Genomic DNA, 13,565 nt, shown 5'->3' with positions numbered 1-13,565 from the left:
ATGGACCGCCACGCGAACCGCTACACCGTCATCTCCGCCGACTGCCACGCCGGAGCCGATCTCCTCGACTACCGGCCGTACCTGGAGACGAAGTACCGCGACGACTTCGACGCGTGGGCGGCGGCCTACGTCAACCCCTACGAGGACCTCCTCGCCGACACAGCCGACCGGAACTGGAACTCCGCGCGCCGTGCCGCGGAACTGGAGGCGGACGGCATCGTCGCGGAGGTCGTCTTCCCCAACACCATCCCGCCCTTCTTCCCCTCCGCCTCCCTGATGGCGCCCGCACCGTCGCGGGCGGAGTACGAGCAGCGCTGGGCCGGCCTGCGCGCCCACAACCGCTGGCTCGCCGACTTCTGCGCGCAGCTGCCGGGCCGGCGCGCGGGCGTCGCGCAGATCCTCCTCAATGATCCGGTGGAGGCCGCCCGCGAGGTCCGCCGTACCAAGGAAGCGGGCCTGACCGGCGGCGTCCTGCTGCCCGGCGCCCCGCCCGGTTCCGGCGTTCCGGAGCTCTACTCCCGGGCGTACGACCCGTTGTGGGCGGTCTGCGAAGAGCTGGACGTACCGGTGAACCACCACGGCGGATCGGCCTCCCCGCCGCTCGGCGACGAACCGGCGGCCCGGGCCGTCTTCATGGTGGAGACGACCTGGTTCTCGCACCGGGCGCTGTGGCACCTGATCTTCGGCGGTGCGTTCCGCCGCCATCCCGGACTCAGACTCGTCCTCACCGAACAGGGTTCCGGCTGGATCCCCGGTGTCGTCGAGATGCTGGACTACTACCACGGACGGCTGGTGGCGGCCTCCGCCCGGGCGGCTACCGCCGAGTCCAAGTTCGGTGCCGGGCTCGCCGGTTCGATGGGTGCGAGCCCCGGCGAGGTCTGGCGCGACAACTGCTACGTCGGCGCCAGCTTCATGCGGCCCCACGAGGTGTCGCTGCGCGACCGGATCGGGCTCGACAAGATCATGTGGGGCAGCGACTACCCGCACGACGAGGGCACCGCCCCGTACTCGCGGGAGGGCCTGCGGATCGCGTACGCGGGCCTGCCGTCCGAGGAGATCGCGGCGATGGCCGGCGGCAACGCCGCACGCGTCTACGGATTCGACCTGGCCGCCCTGGACCGTATCGCCGCGACCGTCGGACCGACGGTGGACGAGATCGCCGAACCCCTCAAGGAGACCCCGGCCGACGCGACCAGCCCCGCCTTCGCGCCGGGCGGGTCGGTACGCGTCTGGTGACGGGGCGGGGTGAGACCATCCCCGGGTGACGGATACCCAGGCGCATGACGAACCGCACGGCAACGGACTCGGCACGCGGCTGAACTGGCTGCGTGCCGCGGTCCTCGGCGCCAACGACGGTGTGGTCTCCACCGCCGGCCTCGTCGTCGGCGTGGCCGGAGCCACCGCCGACCGCGGCACCCTGCTCACCGCAGGGCTGGCCGGACTGCTGGCCGGATCCATGTCGATGGCGGTGGGCGAGTACGTATCGGTCTCCACCCAGCGCGATTCGGAGAGGGCCGCACTGGCGACGGAGAGACGGGAGCTCAAGGAGGCACCCGAGGCGGAACTCATCGAGCTGACCGGCCTGTTGGAGGGCAAGGGCCTGAGCCGCGAGGTCGCCCGCGAGGCCGCCGTCCAGCTCACCGAACGCGATGCGCTGCGCGCCCACGCGGTGGTCGAGCTGGGCATCAACCCGGACGAGCTGACGAACCCTTGGCACGCGGCGGCAGCGAGCTTCCTGGCGTTCACGGTCGGCGCGCTGCTGCCGCTGCTCGCGATCGTGCTGCCCCCGGCGTCGCTGCGGCTGCTCGTGACCGTGCTGTCGGTGCTGGCGGCGCTGGCAGTGACGGGCTGGTGGAGCGCCCGCCTGGGCGAGGCGATGGTGGGGCCCGCGGTGCTGCGGAACATGTGCGGGGGAGCGCTGGCGATGGCGGTCACGTATGTGGCAGGGGAGTTGCTGAGGGCGGTGGGGGTCTAGGAGGGCGCTGAAGATCTCGGCCGGATCAGCAGTCCATGGCCCTGTTGCCCGAGGGGCCGGCTGACCCTCGTCGCCTCTCCGGTGCGGGATCAGTCCTTGCGTCCCGTCGCGGCGACGGTGACACCGAGGCCGATCAACGCAAGCCCGCCGACTCCTCCGACCAGAGACAGCCGCTGAGGGGAGCGGGCGAACCAGTCCCGTCCGGTTGCCGCGATCAGTCCCCACAGACTGTCAGAGGCCAATGCGATGACGTTGAAGACGAGCCCGAGCAACAGCATCTGAACCACGACGTGTCCCTGGGCGCGGTCGACGAACTGCGGCAGCACGGCGGCGAAGAACACAATGGTCTTGGGGTTGGCCACACCGACGGCGAACCCCTCCCGCAACGTGCGCAGGCCGCTCTGCGCGGCCTTGTCAGCAGTGAACGCGGACTGCAGCGAGCCCCGCTGCCGCCATGCCTTGACACCCAGATACACCAGGTAGGCAGCACCGGCCAGTTTCAGTACCGTGAAGACAAGGACGGAGCGTTCCACGATCGACCCGACCCCAAGGGCCACGGTCACGATGAGCACATAGGCGCCCAATGTGTTCCCCAGGACCGTGGTCAGCGCGGCGCGCCGCCCCTGCGCCAACGCCCGCCCGATCACGAACAACACACTGGGCCCGGGGATCACGATCAACAGGAACGACATAGCCGCGAAGGCGAGCAAGCGCTCGGCAGACACCATGGCGCCCATGTAAGCACGGGCAGAGTGCGCCCCTCAGCCCTTTTTCACCCCGCTGCTCCCGCCGGACGCGTCCTCGCCCTCTCCCGGCCGACGAGGTCGAGCCGTATCCGCACGCGCGGGCGCGGCTGACGGATGCGCCACGCGTCTTGGACCTCACGCGCGCATGGCCGGCCTCGACGCCGCGCCGACTCGTGAGGGAACGTGGACGGGCGAACGGCCTTCCGGCCCTCTCGCCCGTCCATTCCGCCCGGACCTCCGCTCAGAAGGTGTGCTCCGGCGCCGGGAACGTTTCCGCGGCCATGTCGGCCCCTTCGGCGACCGTCTACTACTTACTGACGGCGAAGCGCATCAGGGCATGCTCGTCACCCTGCTTGATCTTCCCCGTCACATTGATCACTTCGAGCTTCCACGTGCCGCCGACCCGCACGGCCTTGGCCACCGCGCAGCCGTTGTCCTGGGTGAGCAGGCTGGGCCATATGTCGGCGACCTGCTGTGAGCTTCCCCCGGTCGCGTCGTAGACCTTGAAACTGATGTTGCGGGCCTTCTGGAAGGAGCTGCCCTTCTTGAAGGCGGCAGCGACGAACACGATCGACGTGATGTTGCTCGGGATGCGCGCGAACTCGACCGTGACGGTCTCGTCGTCGCCGTCCCCGCGCCCGGTCTGATTGTCGCCGCTGTGTACCAGGGAGCCGTTGCCCATGGGGTCCAGCGAGTCGAGGCCGGCCAGGCGCACCGGGTCCCCGCCCTGCGTGGCGATGGCGATCAGGTCGAGGTCCGTTCCGGCCTTGCGGCGGAGCAGGCCCATGACACCGCCGCTGCTGCCGGCCGTCGGGTCCCAGGACACGCCGATGGACAGATGGGTCACTCCGTCCAGGTCTGCCGGGCCGTCTTCCTTGGTGAGCGTGATCATGCGTGGATCATCCTTTTGTCAGGGGATTGTCAGAGGGACTACACCATGCAGAGTGTGCCTGGGTGCCTCGGTGGTTCCATGTGACGGGTCCCCATGGGTGAGGCGCGTATGAACCCTTTCGGGCGGTCCGGGGGCGGAAAATTCCTTACCCAGCACGGCGGTTACTCGCCCTCGGAAGCTCCGGTACAAGGATCGCGCGACGCCCGCGTTGGCGGAAGTCACCAAAGACTGCTGACACCACGTCTTGCATACTTGTTGGTAACAACGTCTGGTGCGGGGCCGATCCACGGCTCTACGGTGCTCCCATGCCGCCGAACCTGCCCGATGTCGTGCTCTGGTCCATACCAGCCTTCGTCCTGCTCACTGTTCTCGAAATGGCCCTCCATCACTTCCATCCCGATGAGGAAGCCGCCGGGTACGAGACGAAGGACGCCGCCACCAGCATCACCATGGGGCTCGGCAGCCTGGTCTTCGACCTGCTGTGGAAAGTGCCCATCGTCGCGATCTACACCGCCGTCTACGAGTTGACGCCGCTCCGTGTCCCCGTGCTGTGGTGGACGGTCCTGCTGATGCTGCTCGCGCAGGACTTCTTCTACTACTGGTCCCACCGCGGCCACCACGTGATCCGGATCCTCTGGGCGTGCCACGTGGTCCACCACTCCAGCCGGAAGTTCAACCTGTCCACCGCGCTGCGCCAGCCCTGGACGTCACTGACCGTCTGGCCCTTCTACCTGCCGCTCATCGCCTGCGGTGTCCATCCGGCCGCGCTCGCGTTCTGTTCGTCGGCGAACCTCGTCTACCAGTTCTGGGTGCACACGGAGCGCATCGACAAGCTTCCCGCACCCTTCGAGTACGTACTGAACACGCCCTCCCACCACCGGGTGCACCACGCGTCGCAGGGCGGCTACCTGGACCGGAACTTCGGCGGCATCCTGATCGTCTGGGACCGGCTCTTCGGGTCCTTCACCGCCGAGACGGAGCGGCCCGTGTTCGGCCTCACCAAGAACATCGACACGTTCAACCCGCTGCGCGTCGCCACCCACGAGTACGCCGCGATCGCCCGCGACGTGCGCGCGGCGGGTAGTTGGAGCGAGCGAGCCGGACGGATCTTCCGCGGGCCCGGCTGGCAGCCCACCGGAGCGGTCGCCCGTACGGCCGTCCCCGCCCGGGAGCGCACCGGATGAGCGCCGACGCCGTCGGGAGCGCCGACGCCGCAACGGACCGGCGGGAACGTCTCGTACGCCCGCTGCTCATCGCCTTTCTCGTGGCCTCCGCCGTCGACCTCGTCGGCGTCCTCACCGACGTCCCGGTCGCCCACCTCCTCGCCAAGCCCCTGCTGATGCCGCTGCTGGCCGGGTACGCCGCCGCTCGGCGCGGCCCCCGGCTGCTCATCGCGGCGCTCCTGTTCGGCTGGGGCGGTGACACGCTGCTGCTGCCCGACTCCGACGCCGCCTTCCTCGTCGGGATGGGTTCCTTCGCCGCGGGTCACGTCTGCTACCTGTGGCTCTTCGGACGTGCCCGTCGCCCACTGCTCGCCGGGGCCGGGTACGCGGCCGTCCTGGCCGTCTTCGTCGCACTGCTCTGGAGCGACCTGCCGGCGGACCTGCGGATCCCGATGACCGGCTACAGCCTGCTGCTCACGGCGATGGCGTACCGCGCCGGCACCCTCGGCCGGTACGCGGCCGTCGGAGGGGCGCTCTTCCTCCTCTCCGACGCGCTCATCGCCACCGGCATCGCCGACTGGCCGCAGCTGCCCGCCCCCGACTTCTGGGTCATGCTCACCTACATCGCCGCGCAGTTCCTGCTGACCGTCGGAGCGCTCGCATCCGGCGGGCGCACGAAGGTACTTATCGAGCCGTGAGCCAGGCGGCCGCGTCCGCCCCCAGCCGGCCGGGCGGACGCGACCAGTCGGCGGGGGAGCCGTCGAAGGCGACCGGCGGCAGGGCATGACGCAGCCGTCCCAGCGGGCTGTCCGTCTCCGTGAGCCACTTCTCCGGGTCGTACGACGAACCCGCGGCTTCGTCCTCCCGGCCGGCGGGCAGCTCGTCGAGGAGCCAGGCGGCGGTACGGGCGAGCGAGAGCGTGGCCAGCCGGGAGCCGCCCTTGTCGTGCTGCTCGGTCAGGGCGCGCAGCACGGCGGCGGCCAGCAGATAGCCCGTGCCGTGGTCGAGCGCCTGGGCGGGCAGCGCACCGGGCGGGTGCTCCGCCCCGGCCGTGGCCTCGACCGAGGCGATGCCGGTGGCCACCTGCACCAGACTGTCGAAGCCGCGCTGCTGCGCCCACGGGCCGTGCCCCCAGGCCGAGAGCCGCCCGATCACCAGCCCCGGCCTGCGCGCGGCCAGGGCCTGCGAAGTCAGGCCGAACCGCTCGACGGCCCCGGGCCGGTAGCCGGTGACGACCACGTCCGCGCCGGCCAGCAGTTCGTCGAAGGCGGCCGCGCCGGAGCGGCTGCCGAGATCCAGGTCCACCGACCGTTTCCCGAAACCGGTGTCGCTGTGCGCGTCCTGGCTCTCCGGGAGCTGCGGGGCGTCGATCCGCAGGACGTCCGCGCCGAGCAGCGCGAGCGTACGGGTGGCGACGGGCCCCGCGATGACCCGGGTGAGGTCCAGGACGCGCACCCCGGCGGCGGGCAGCAGCGGCTCGCCGGTGAGCGGCGTCGTCCGGCGGACGGGCGCGCTGTCGATACGTTCCCTGGTCACCAGCGGCGTGCCCGCTACGGCGGCGCCCCGGGGGTCGGCCGCCCACGTTGCCGGCGTACGGGCGGCGACGGCCAGGCCGCCCGCCGCGTACACCGTCTGCTCGATCTCGTTGCCCGTGCGCTCCGCGAACGAGGCGGCGACGGCGGCCACGGCGATGTCGTCCGAGGTGTCCGCGGGTAGCTCCAGCGTGGCGAGCAACCGGGCCCGGTGGTGCGGGTAGTTGGCGTGCGTACGGACCCAGCCGTCCGCCGTGCGCCAGAACCGGGACAGCGGGGCGAAGTTGGTCGGCGCGCGCCCGTCGATCCGCAGATGGCGCTCGCTGGTGAACGCCGTGGCCACCGCGCCGTCGTCGACGCGGACCTGCGGCACGGGGCGCGCGGTGCGGCGGGCGGCCAGTTCGGCGGCGGCCAGTGAGCAGACCGCGACGGCGGAGCGGGCCAGTTCCATCACGGGCAGTCGCGCGGGCAGCAGCCCGTCGGAGCCACCCGTTTTGAGGTGCGCGAGAAGCGCGGGGGCACCGCCGAGCGCCGCCCAGGCCTGCTCCGTACCGGACATTCGTGCTTGACTCATCCCCGCACTATGGCACTGAGTGCCACCCACCGGGAAGAGGCGGCGGGAGGGCCGTCCGAAGGCCCCGGCCCCTCCCGCCACATCGCACGTCCCGGCGGGCTCCTACCGGCGGACCGCGTTCAGCGCGTTCACCACACCGGCCCCGTAGAAGCCGTTGTGGTTCTTGTCGCCCTCGCAGACGGCGTCGATCTTGCCGTCACCGTTGATGTCGTACGGGTCGCCGCACGCGGTGGCGTCGGCCCCGGACATCAGGAGCGCCTTCACCTGGGCCGCCGAGGCGTACGGGTGCCCCGACTTGATCAGGGCCGCGACACCCGCGACATGCGGGGAGGCCATCGACGTACCGTTCTTGTAGCCGTACTTGCCGCCCGGCAGCGTGGACAGGATCGCACCGTTCGTGGCGGGCGGGGCGGGCGTCTGGTAGACCGTCGAGTCACCGCCGGGAGCCGCGACGTCGATGACGCCGTTCCCGTAGTTCGAGTACGAGGACTTCAGCCCCTTGGCACCCGTCGCCGAGACGGTCACGACGCCCGGCAGCATCGCCGGGATGTCGAGGCACTCGCGCGGGTCGATCGTCCGGGTCACGGCCGTGGTGTCGTTCGGGCTGGTCGTGTCGTCGATCGCGCCGGAGGCCAGGTCGAACTTGCTGTTGCCGGCCGAGGCGATGTTCACCGTGCCCTTGCGCTCCGCGTACCCGGTGGCGCGGGCGACGGCCTCGACCAGGGCGCCCTGGTCGAGGTCGTTCTTGCAGTTGAACATCCACGGGTCGGTGTAATAGCTGTTGTTGGTGACGTCGACGCCGTGCTCGGCGGCCCAGACGAAGCCGCAGACGATCGACTCGGTGTAGAAGAAGCCGTCCGGGTTCGCGACCTTGATGCCGGCGACCTTCACGCCCGGCGCGACACCCGTCACCCCGATGCCGTTCTTCGCGGCGGCGATGGTGCCCGCGACATGCGTGCCGTGGTCGCTCTCACCGGTCTTCGGACGCCAGGAGCCGTCCGTCGTGTCCGGCGCCCCGGACACACAGCTTGCGGAGGCCCCGCGGTTGAAGTTCGGCGCCAGGTCCGGGTGGGTGTCGTCGACACCCGTGTCGATGACCGCGACGGTGACCTTGCTGCTGCCCAGCGTCTTCTGGTGCGCCTGGTCGGCCTTGATGGCGGGCAGATCCCACTGGAGGGGCTCCATCGGATCCTGGTCCGCCGTCGCCTCCGCCGCCGCGCTCCGGGCCTGCTCGGCGGTGAGCGGCTGCGCCACCCCGATGTCCGTGGTGGCCTGCGGAACGATGGGGCTGGTGCGGGTGGCCCCGGCCGAATCGACGGCCTTGGCCCGGCGGATCGTCTTCGCGAAGTCCGGGTTCTGCGACTCGACGACGATGACGCCGATCTGCTCATAGGCGATCACCACCGTGCCGCCGGCGTCGGCTATCGCCTTCTTCACCTGCTTGACGGTCCCGTGATTGCTCCGCGTGTTGACGACATACGAGAGCTTCGGACCGTTCGTCGAGACCGCCGCTGCGGGCTGCGCGTCCACCGGTGCGGCAGAAGCGGCACCTGTCGGCAGGAAGCCGAGCGAGGCCGTAAGTGCCAATCCGACGGGCAGCGTCAGTGCGCGCGTCCGTCTGGATCCCAGATGAGCCATGGGGTCTCCACATCATCCGTGCCTGTAGACCGGACACAGGATGTGCCCAGTCGCGTACATGACGAGTGAAGTTATCGCTGATCAGCCCCACTATTCAATGAGTTGGGGGCACCTTGTTCGACCGGATGGGTGCGAAGGGACGAGTTGGAGAAGTGTGAACCCGCGGTGAACCGCTTCGCCGCGCTCTCCGTGCCGTTGTCAGGGGAGAGGCACCACCATCCCCCGAACACCGAGGTTCCCCAGTGAAATCCACCGTCCCCACCACCACCGCACCCGCGTCGCGAGGAGATTCCGTGGCTACCGATGCACCGCCACCCGAGGTCAGTACGGCCACCCACCCTGCCGAACCCACGACCGAGGCGTTCATCGCGACGCAGGAGAGCGCGGAGTTCGGCGAACTGCGCCGCTCGTACCGTTCGTTCGCCTTCCCGCTGACCATCGCCTTCGTCCTCTGGTACCTGCTGTACGTGCTGCTGTCCAACTACGCGGGCGGCCTCATGGGCACCAAGGTGTACGGCAACATCAACGTGGCCTTCGTGTTCGGCCTCGCCCAGTTCGTCACCACATTCCTCATCGCCTGGTTCTACTCGCGCCACGCGGCCGCGAAGCTGGACCCGAAGGCCGAGGCCATCAAGTCCCGTATGGAGGCCGACGCATGAGCGCCGCGTACCACTCCCACCCCGCCTTCCAGCTGGCCGCCTCCTCGACCACCGAGCACCGGCCGCTGATCATCACGCTCTTCGCGGTGTTCGTCGCCGCGACCCTGGGCATCACCGTCTGGGCCGGCCGGCAGACCAAGAGCGCCGCCGACTTCTACGCGGGCGGACGGCAGTTCACCGCGTTCCAGAACGGGCTCGCCGTCTCCGGCGACTACATGTCGGCGGCCTCGTTCCTCGGGATCGCGGGAGCCATCGCCCTCTTCGGTTACGACGGCTTCCTGTACTCCATCGGCTTCCTCGTCGCCTGGCTGGTGGCCCTGCTGCTGGTCGCCGAACCACTGCGCAACTCGGGCCGCTACACGATGGGCGACGTCCTCGCCTACCGGATGCGGCAGCGCCCGGTCCGCACCGCCTCCGGCGTCTCCACCATCGTCGTGTCGATCTTCTACCTGCTGGCGCAGATGGCCGGCGCGGGCGTCCTGGTCTCCCTGCTGCTCGGCATCACCAGCGACGCGGGCAAGATCCTCATCGTCGCGCTGGTCGGCGTACTGATGATCGTGTACGTCACGATCGGTGGCATGAAGGGCACCACCTGGGTCCAGATGGTCAAGGCCGTGCTGCTCATCGCCGGTGCCCTCCTGATGACCTTCCTGGTGCTGCTGAAGTTCGACTTCAACATCTCCGACCTGCTGGGCACGGCCGCCGCGAAGAGCGGCCACGGAGGGGCGTTCCTGGAGCCCGGACTCAAGTACGGCGCCACCGGCACCTCCAAACTGGACTTCCTCTCCCTCGGCATCGCCCTGGTCCTCGGCACCGCCGGTCTCCCGCACATCCTGATCCGCTTCTACACGGTGCCGACCGCCAAGGCCGCCCGTAAGTCGGTCAACTGGGCCATCGGCATCATCGGCGCCTTCTACCTGATGACGATCGCGCTCGGCTTCGGCGCCGCGGCGCTCATCGGCCCGGACGAGATCAAGGCGAAGAACCCGGCCGGCAACGCGGCCGCACCGCAGCTCGCCGAATACCTCGGCGGTGTGGGCTCCACCGGTGGCGCCGTGCTGCTGGCCGTCATCTCGGCCGTCGCCTTCGCCACCATCCTGGCCGTCGTCGCGGGGCTGACCCTCGCGTCCTCGTCCTCCTTCGCGCACGACATCTACGCCAACGTCATCCGCAAGGGGAAGGCCACCGAGAAGGAGGAGATGCGGGCCGCGCGCTGGGCCACCGTCCTCATCGGCGCGGTCGCGATCGTCCTGGGAGCCTTCGCCCGCGACATGAACGTCGCAGGACTGGTGGCGCTCGCCTTCGCCGTAGCAGCCTCCGCCAACCTGCCGACGATCCTCTACAGCCTCTTCTGGAAGCGCTTCACCACCCAGGGCGCCCTGTGGTCGATCTACGGCGGTCTCGCGAGCTCGGTGATCCTCGTGCTGTTCTCCCCGGTCGTTTCCGGCAATCCGAAGACCTCGATGTTCAAGGGCGTCGACTTCGCCTGGTTCCCGCTGGAGAACCCGGGCCTCATCTCCATCCCGCTGGGCTTCCTGCTCGGCTGGATCGGCTCCCTCCTCTCGAAGGAGGAGCCGGACAAGGGCAAGTACGCCGAGCTGGAGGTCAAGTCCCTCACCGGTGTCGGAGCGCACTGAGCGAGAACGAACCGGGTGCGGCAACGGCCGTTCGTAGAGTCCTACGACGCGGCCGTGCCGCACCTCGTGTCATACGGGCCCCTGCGATGTCACAGGTCTCGCGTAGTCTCGGAGGAGTCAGCCCGGAAAGCCGGACACGGCGGCCGGGAAGCAACAGCGGGAGGGGGCCCACATGCTCATCGACACCTACGACCGGGTCGCCACCGACCTGCGCGTGTCACTGACCGACCGCTGCAATCTGCGGTGCACGTACTGTATGCCGGAAGAGGGCCTGCAGTGGCTGGCCAAGCCCGACCTGCTCAGCGACGACGAGATCGTCCGCCTGGTCCGCATCGCCGTCACCCGGCTGGGCATCACCGAGGTGCGCTTCACCGGCGGTGAGCCGCTCCTGCGCCCCGGGCTGGTCTCCATCGTCGAGCGCTGCGCCGCCCTGACCCCGCGCCCCAGGATGTCGCTCACCACCAACGGCATAGGGCTCAAGCGCACCGCGGCCGCACTCAAGACCGCCGGCCTGGACCGGGTCAACGTATCGCTGGACACCCTGCGCCCCGACGTCTTCAAGACACTCACCCGGCGCGACCGTCACCACGACGTGCTGGCCGGCCTCGAAGCCGCCCGCGACGCCGGTCTCACCCCGGTCAAGGTCAACACCGTCCTGATGCCGGGACTCAACGACGACGAGGCCCCCGACCTGCTCGCCTGGGCCGTCGAGCACGGCTACGAGCTCCGCTTCATCGAGCAGATGCCGCTCGACGCCCAGCACGGCTGGAAGCGTGACGGCATGATCACGGCAGGCGACATACTCCAGTCGCTGCGCACCCGCTTCACCCTCGCCGAGGAGGGCGACGCAGAGCGCGGCTCCGCCCCCGCCGAGCGCTGGCTCGTCGACGGCGGACCCCACCGGGTGGGCGTCATCGCCTCCGTCACACGCCCCTTCTGCCGGGCCTGCGACCGGACCAGGCTCACCGCCGACGGTCAGGTGCGCACCTGCCTGTTCGCCCGCGAGGAGACCGATCTGCGCGGCGCCCTGCGCTCCGACGCGCCGGACGAGGAGATCGCCCGGATCTGGAAGCTCGCGATGTGGGGGAAGAAGGCCGGGTCCGGTCTGGACGACCCGTCCTTCCTGCAGCCCGACCGGCCGATGTCGGCGATCGGCGGCTAGTGCCTGTCCGGCGGATCAGGGTCGGACAGACCCCCTAGGACCTGATCCGCCGACCAGGCCCTGGGACCGGCCCGGTCCGGTGGCTAGGACCGACCCGGTCCCGGTCCTTCGGACTCCCATTCCGCCAGCGTCACGACATCCTTGAGAAAGCCCCGGACGTCCAGGAACGAGGAGAGATGCTCCCGGTGTTCCTCGCAGGCCAGCCACGTCTTACGGCGTTCCGGGGTGTGCAGCTTCGGGTTGTTCCAGGCCAGCACCCACACGGCGTCGGCCCGGCAGCCCTTGGCGGAACAGATGGGTGCGGCGGCAGCGCTCTCGGCCGCGGAATCTGGGGAGTTCACGGACTCAACCCTAGGCCAGCGCCCATACGGCCGAGCGAACCGGCCGTCCCGGACAACCCCCACCGGAGAAAACCGGAGAAAAAGCGACGCCGAGCAGCCACGGGGGGAGCTGCCCGGCGTCGGTCTGTCGCTCCGACGGGGGATGCGGAGCGCTCACGAAGTATGTCACGCAGACCGGGGTGCGGTGCACCGTAACTTCATGATTGGTCTGTCGTTTTCCCGAGCTCCGGGTGCGGCGCGGCCTCAACTGTGCTTATGCCGATCTGCCGTCGCTCATGCCGATTCCCCGGTGTGCCGCACCCCGTCGGCCTCCGGACCGGATTCCGCGGAACCCGCCACGGGCGCGGCGTCGAGCGCCGGCCGCACCGGCGCCGGGACAAAGGTCGAAGGAAGCGAAGGGGCGTTCTCCCGGCCCGCGTTGGCGATGACCACCGCCACGTACGGGAGCAGCGCCCCGAGCGCCAGCGCGACGATCGCGACATACCGCTCGACGTTCCACAGCACAGCGGCCAGGATCACCGAGACCGTCCGCACGGACATCGAGATCACATAGCGCCGCTGCCTACCGCGCACATCGTCCGCGAGACCCTGCCGCGCCCCCGTGATCCGGAAGACCTCGACACCGCTCTGCTTCCGCATCACGCCTCCACCACCCATCCCCAGCACCTCTCACGGGTCGGGGAAGACCACATTCCCGCGTCCGCACGCTCCCCGGACCGGACCTCACCCACGGTACGCCCGGTGTCCTACGGCTTCGAGACCGGGGCGCGCCGTATGCGTACGACCGGAAGCCGGGGCCGCGCATACGGACGCATCCGGCATGCGGTGCACGGCCCACGGGCCGAGACTGGGCGCACATACGCGACATCACGTCGCACGAGGAGGCGACATGGGCTGGTTGTGGGCAATCATCGTGGGCCTGGTACTCGGCCTGATCGCGAGAGCGATCCTGCCCGGCAAGCAGAGCATCCCACTCTGGCTGACGACGATCTTCGGCATCCTCGGCAGCGTCCTCGGCAATACCGCCGCCACCTGGATCGGGGTCAACGACACCAGCGGCATCGACTGGACGCGCCATCTGTTCCAGCTGATCGGCGCCGTGGTCATCGTCGGGGTCGGCGACATACTGTGGACGTCGTTCCGCGGCACCAGACAGAAAGCCTGAACCGACGGGCGGCGCCCCTGAGCCGACGGCCAGCACGGGCCGGCGCCGGCCCCCCCGGACCGCCGGGCCACAACGCAATCG

At 69.9% G+C, this 13,565-nt stretch carries 14 protein-coding genes; 8 read left to right on the top strand and 6 right to left on the bottom strand.

The features are described from left to right. Together ACFU8Q_RS12365 and ACFU8Q_RS12360 are read left to right on the top strand one after the other, a co-directional pair. The gene (locus ACFU8Q_RS12365; RefSeq protein ID WP_384451707.1) at window positions 1-1,236 is read left to right on the top strand and encodes an amidohydrolase family protein; all 1,236 of its coding nucleotides are present in this window, start codon (window positions 1-3) and stop codon (window positions 1,234-1,236) included. Between the two features lie 25 nt (window positions 1,237-1,261). Continuing rightward, window positions 1,262-1,975, top strand: coding sequence for a VIT family protein (locus ACFU8Q_RS12360; RefSeq protein WP_384451651.1), 714 nt, complete (start codon window positions 1,262-1,264; stop codon window positions 1,973-1,975). 89 nt (window positions 1,976-2,064) lie between these two features. Here ACFU8Q_RS12360 and ACFU8Q_RS12355 read toward each other — a convergent pair whose 3' ends face one another. Then, window positions 2,065-2,703 (bottom strand): LysE family translocator, encoded by a 639-nt coding sequence (locus ACFU8Q_RS12355; protein ID WP_384451704.1) that lies wholly within the window; start codon window positions 2,701-2,703, stop codon window positions 2,065-2,067. A 325-nt stretch (window positions 2,704-3,028) separates the two neighbouring features. After that, entirely contained in the window at window positions 3,029-3,613 is a 585-nt protein-coding gene (locus ACFU8Q_RS12350) for a TerD family protein (RefSeq protein WP_384451648.1), read from the bottom strand. 305 nt (window positions 3,614-3,918) lie between these two features. Here ACFU8Q_RS12350 and ACFU8Q_RS12345 point away from each other — a divergent pair, with 305 nt between their 5' ends. Further along, window positions 3,919-4,797: a sterol desaturase family protein gene (locus tag ACFU8Q_RS12345; protein ID WP_384451646.1), complete on the top strand. Its 879-nt coding sequence runs from the start codon at window positions 3,919-3,921 to the stop codon at window positions 4,795-4,797. After that, entirely contained in the window at window positions 4,794-5,474 is a 681-nt protein-coding gene (locus ACFU8Q_RS12340; RefSeq protein ID WP_384451643.1) for a lysoplasmalogenase, read from the top strand. Before ACFU8Q_RS12345 ends, ACFU8Q_RS12340 begins: the two co-directional genes overlap by 4 nt. Here the strand turns inward: ACFU8Q_RS12340 and ACFU8Q_RS12335 are convergent. Together ACFU8Q_RS12335 and ACFU8Q_RS12330 are read right to left on the bottom strand one after the other, a co-directional pair. Then, a complete protein-coding gene (locus ACFU8Q_RS12335) occupies window positions 5,461-6,882 on the bottom strand; it encodes a CoA transferase (protein ID WP_384451640.1) in 1,422 nt (473 codons plus the stop codon). The genes ACFU8Q_RS12340 and ACFU8Q_RS12335 overlap by 14 nt on opposite strands. Before the next feature lie 102 nt (window positions 6,883-6,984). Then, window positions 6,985-8,520, bottom strand: a complete 1,536-nt coding sequence (locus ACFU8Q_RS12330) for a S8 family serine peptidase (RefSeq protein WP_384451638.1) — start codon at window positions 8,518-8,520, stop codon at window positions 6,985-6,987. A 293-nt stretch (window positions 8,521-8,813) separates the two neighbouring features. Between ACFU8Q_RS12330 and ACFU8Q_RS12325 the strand changes: the two genes are divergently transcribed. From ACFU8Q_RS12325 to moaA, 3 genes are all read left to right on the top strand, one after another. Continuing rightward, a complete protein-coding gene (locus ACFU8Q_RS12325; RefSeq protein ID WP_384451635.1) occupies window positions 8,814-9,179 on the top strand; it encodes a DUF485 domain-containing protein in 366 nt (121 codons plus the stop codon). After that, on the top strand, window positions 9,176-10,816 hold the full coding sequence (locus ACFU8Q_RS12320; protein WP_384451633.1) for a cation acetate symporter: 1,641 nt from the start codon (window positions 9,176-9,178) through the stop codon (window positions 10,814-10,816). The genes ACFU8Q_RS12325 and ACFU8Q_RS12320 overlap by 4 nt, the downstream gene beginning before the upstream one ends. A gap of 172 nt (window positions 10,817-10,988) precedes the next feature. After that, the gene (gene moaA / locus ACFU8Q_RS12315) at window positions 10,989-11,978 is read left to right on the top strand and encodes a GTP 3',8-cyclase MoaA (RefSeq protein ID WP_384451630.1); all 990 of its coding nucleotides are present in this window, start codon (window positions 10,989-10,991) and stop codon (window positions 11,976-11,978) included. 83 nt (window positions 11,979-12,061) lie between these two features. Here the strand turns inward: moaA and ACFU8Q_RS12310 are convergent, their stop codons facing one another. Continuing rightward, window positions 12,062-12,319 (bottom strand): hypothetical protein, encoded by a 258-nt coding sequence (locus tag ACFU8Q_RS12310; RefSeq protein ID WP_384451627.1) that lies wholly within the window; start codon window positions 12,317-12,319, stop codon window positions 12,062-12,064. Between the two features lie 273 nt (window positions 12,320-12,592). Then, a complete protein-coding gene (locus ACFU8Q_RS12305) occupies window positions 12,593-12,958 on the bottom strand; it encodes a DUF3099 domain-containing protein (RefSeq protein ID WP_384451625.1) in 366 nt (121 codons plus the stop codon). A 250-nt stretch (window positions 12,959-13,208) separates the two neighbouring features. Here ACFU8Q_RS12305 and ACFU8Q_RS12300 point away from each other — a divergent pair, with 250 nt between their 5' ends. Further along, window positions 13,209-13,484: a GlsB/YeaQ/YmgE family stress response membrane protein gene (locus ACFU8Q_RS12300; RefSeq protein WP_384451623.1), complete on the top strand. Its 276-nt coding sequence runs from the start codon at window positions 13,209-13,211 to the stop codon at window positions 13,482-13,484. Window positions 13,485-13,565 lie beyond the last annotated feature (81 nt).

The organism is Streptomyces sp. NPDC057543 (assembly GCF_042801895.1).
Taxonomy (GTDB): Bacteria; Actinomycetota; Actinomycetes; order Streptomycetales; family Streptomycetaceae; genus Streptomyces.
Note: the sequence above shows the minus strand (reverse complement) of the source record. Positions and strands in the feature narration are given on the sequence as shown.

Coding starts and splice junctions, on each gene's coding strand:
- ACFU8Q_RS12365 (WP_384451707.1), top strand. CDS start 1: ATGGACCGCCACGCGAACCGCTACACCGTCATCTCCGCCGACTGCCAC.
- ACFU8Q_RS12355 (WP_384451704.1), bottom strand. CDS start 2,703: ATGGTGTCTGCCGAGCGCTTGCTCGCCTTCGCGGCTATGTCGTTCCTG.
- ACFU8Q_RS12350 (WP_384451648.1), bottom strand. CDS start 3,613: ATGATCACGCTCACCAAGGAAGACGGCCCGGCAGACCTGGACGGAGTG.
- ACFU8Q_RS12345 (WP_384451646.1), top strand. CDS start 3,919: ATGCCGCCGAACCTGCCCGATGTCGTGCTCTGGTCCATACCAGCCTTC.
- ACFU8Q_RS12340 (WP_384451643.1), top strand. CDS start 4,794: ATGAGCGCCGACGCCGTCGGGAGCGCCGACGCCGCAACGGACCGGCGG.
- ACFU8Q_RS12335 (WP_384451640.1), bottom strand. CDS start 6,882: ATGAGTCAAGCACGAATGTCCGGTACGGAGCAGGCCTGGGCGGCGCTC.
- ACFU8Q_RS12330 (WP_384451638.1), bottom strand. CDS start 8,520: ATGGCTCATCTGGGATCCAGACGGACGCGCGCACTGACGCTGCCCGTC.
- ACFU8Q_RS12320 (WP_384451633.1), top strand. CDS start 9,176: ATGAGCGCCGCGTACCACTCCCACCCCGCCTTCCAGCTGGCCGCCTCC.
- moaA (WP_384451630.1), top strand. CDS start 10,989: ATGCTCATCGACACCTACGACCGGGTCGCCACCGACCTGCGCGTGTCA.
- ACFU8Q_RS12305 (WP_384451625.1), bottom strand. CDS start 12,958: ATGCGGAAGCAGAGCGGTGTCGAGGTCTTCCGGATCACGGGGGCGCGG.
- ACFU8Q_RS12300 (WP_384451623.1), top strand. CDS start 13,209: ATGGGCTGGTTGTGGGCAATCATCGTGGGCCTGGTACTCGGCCTGATC.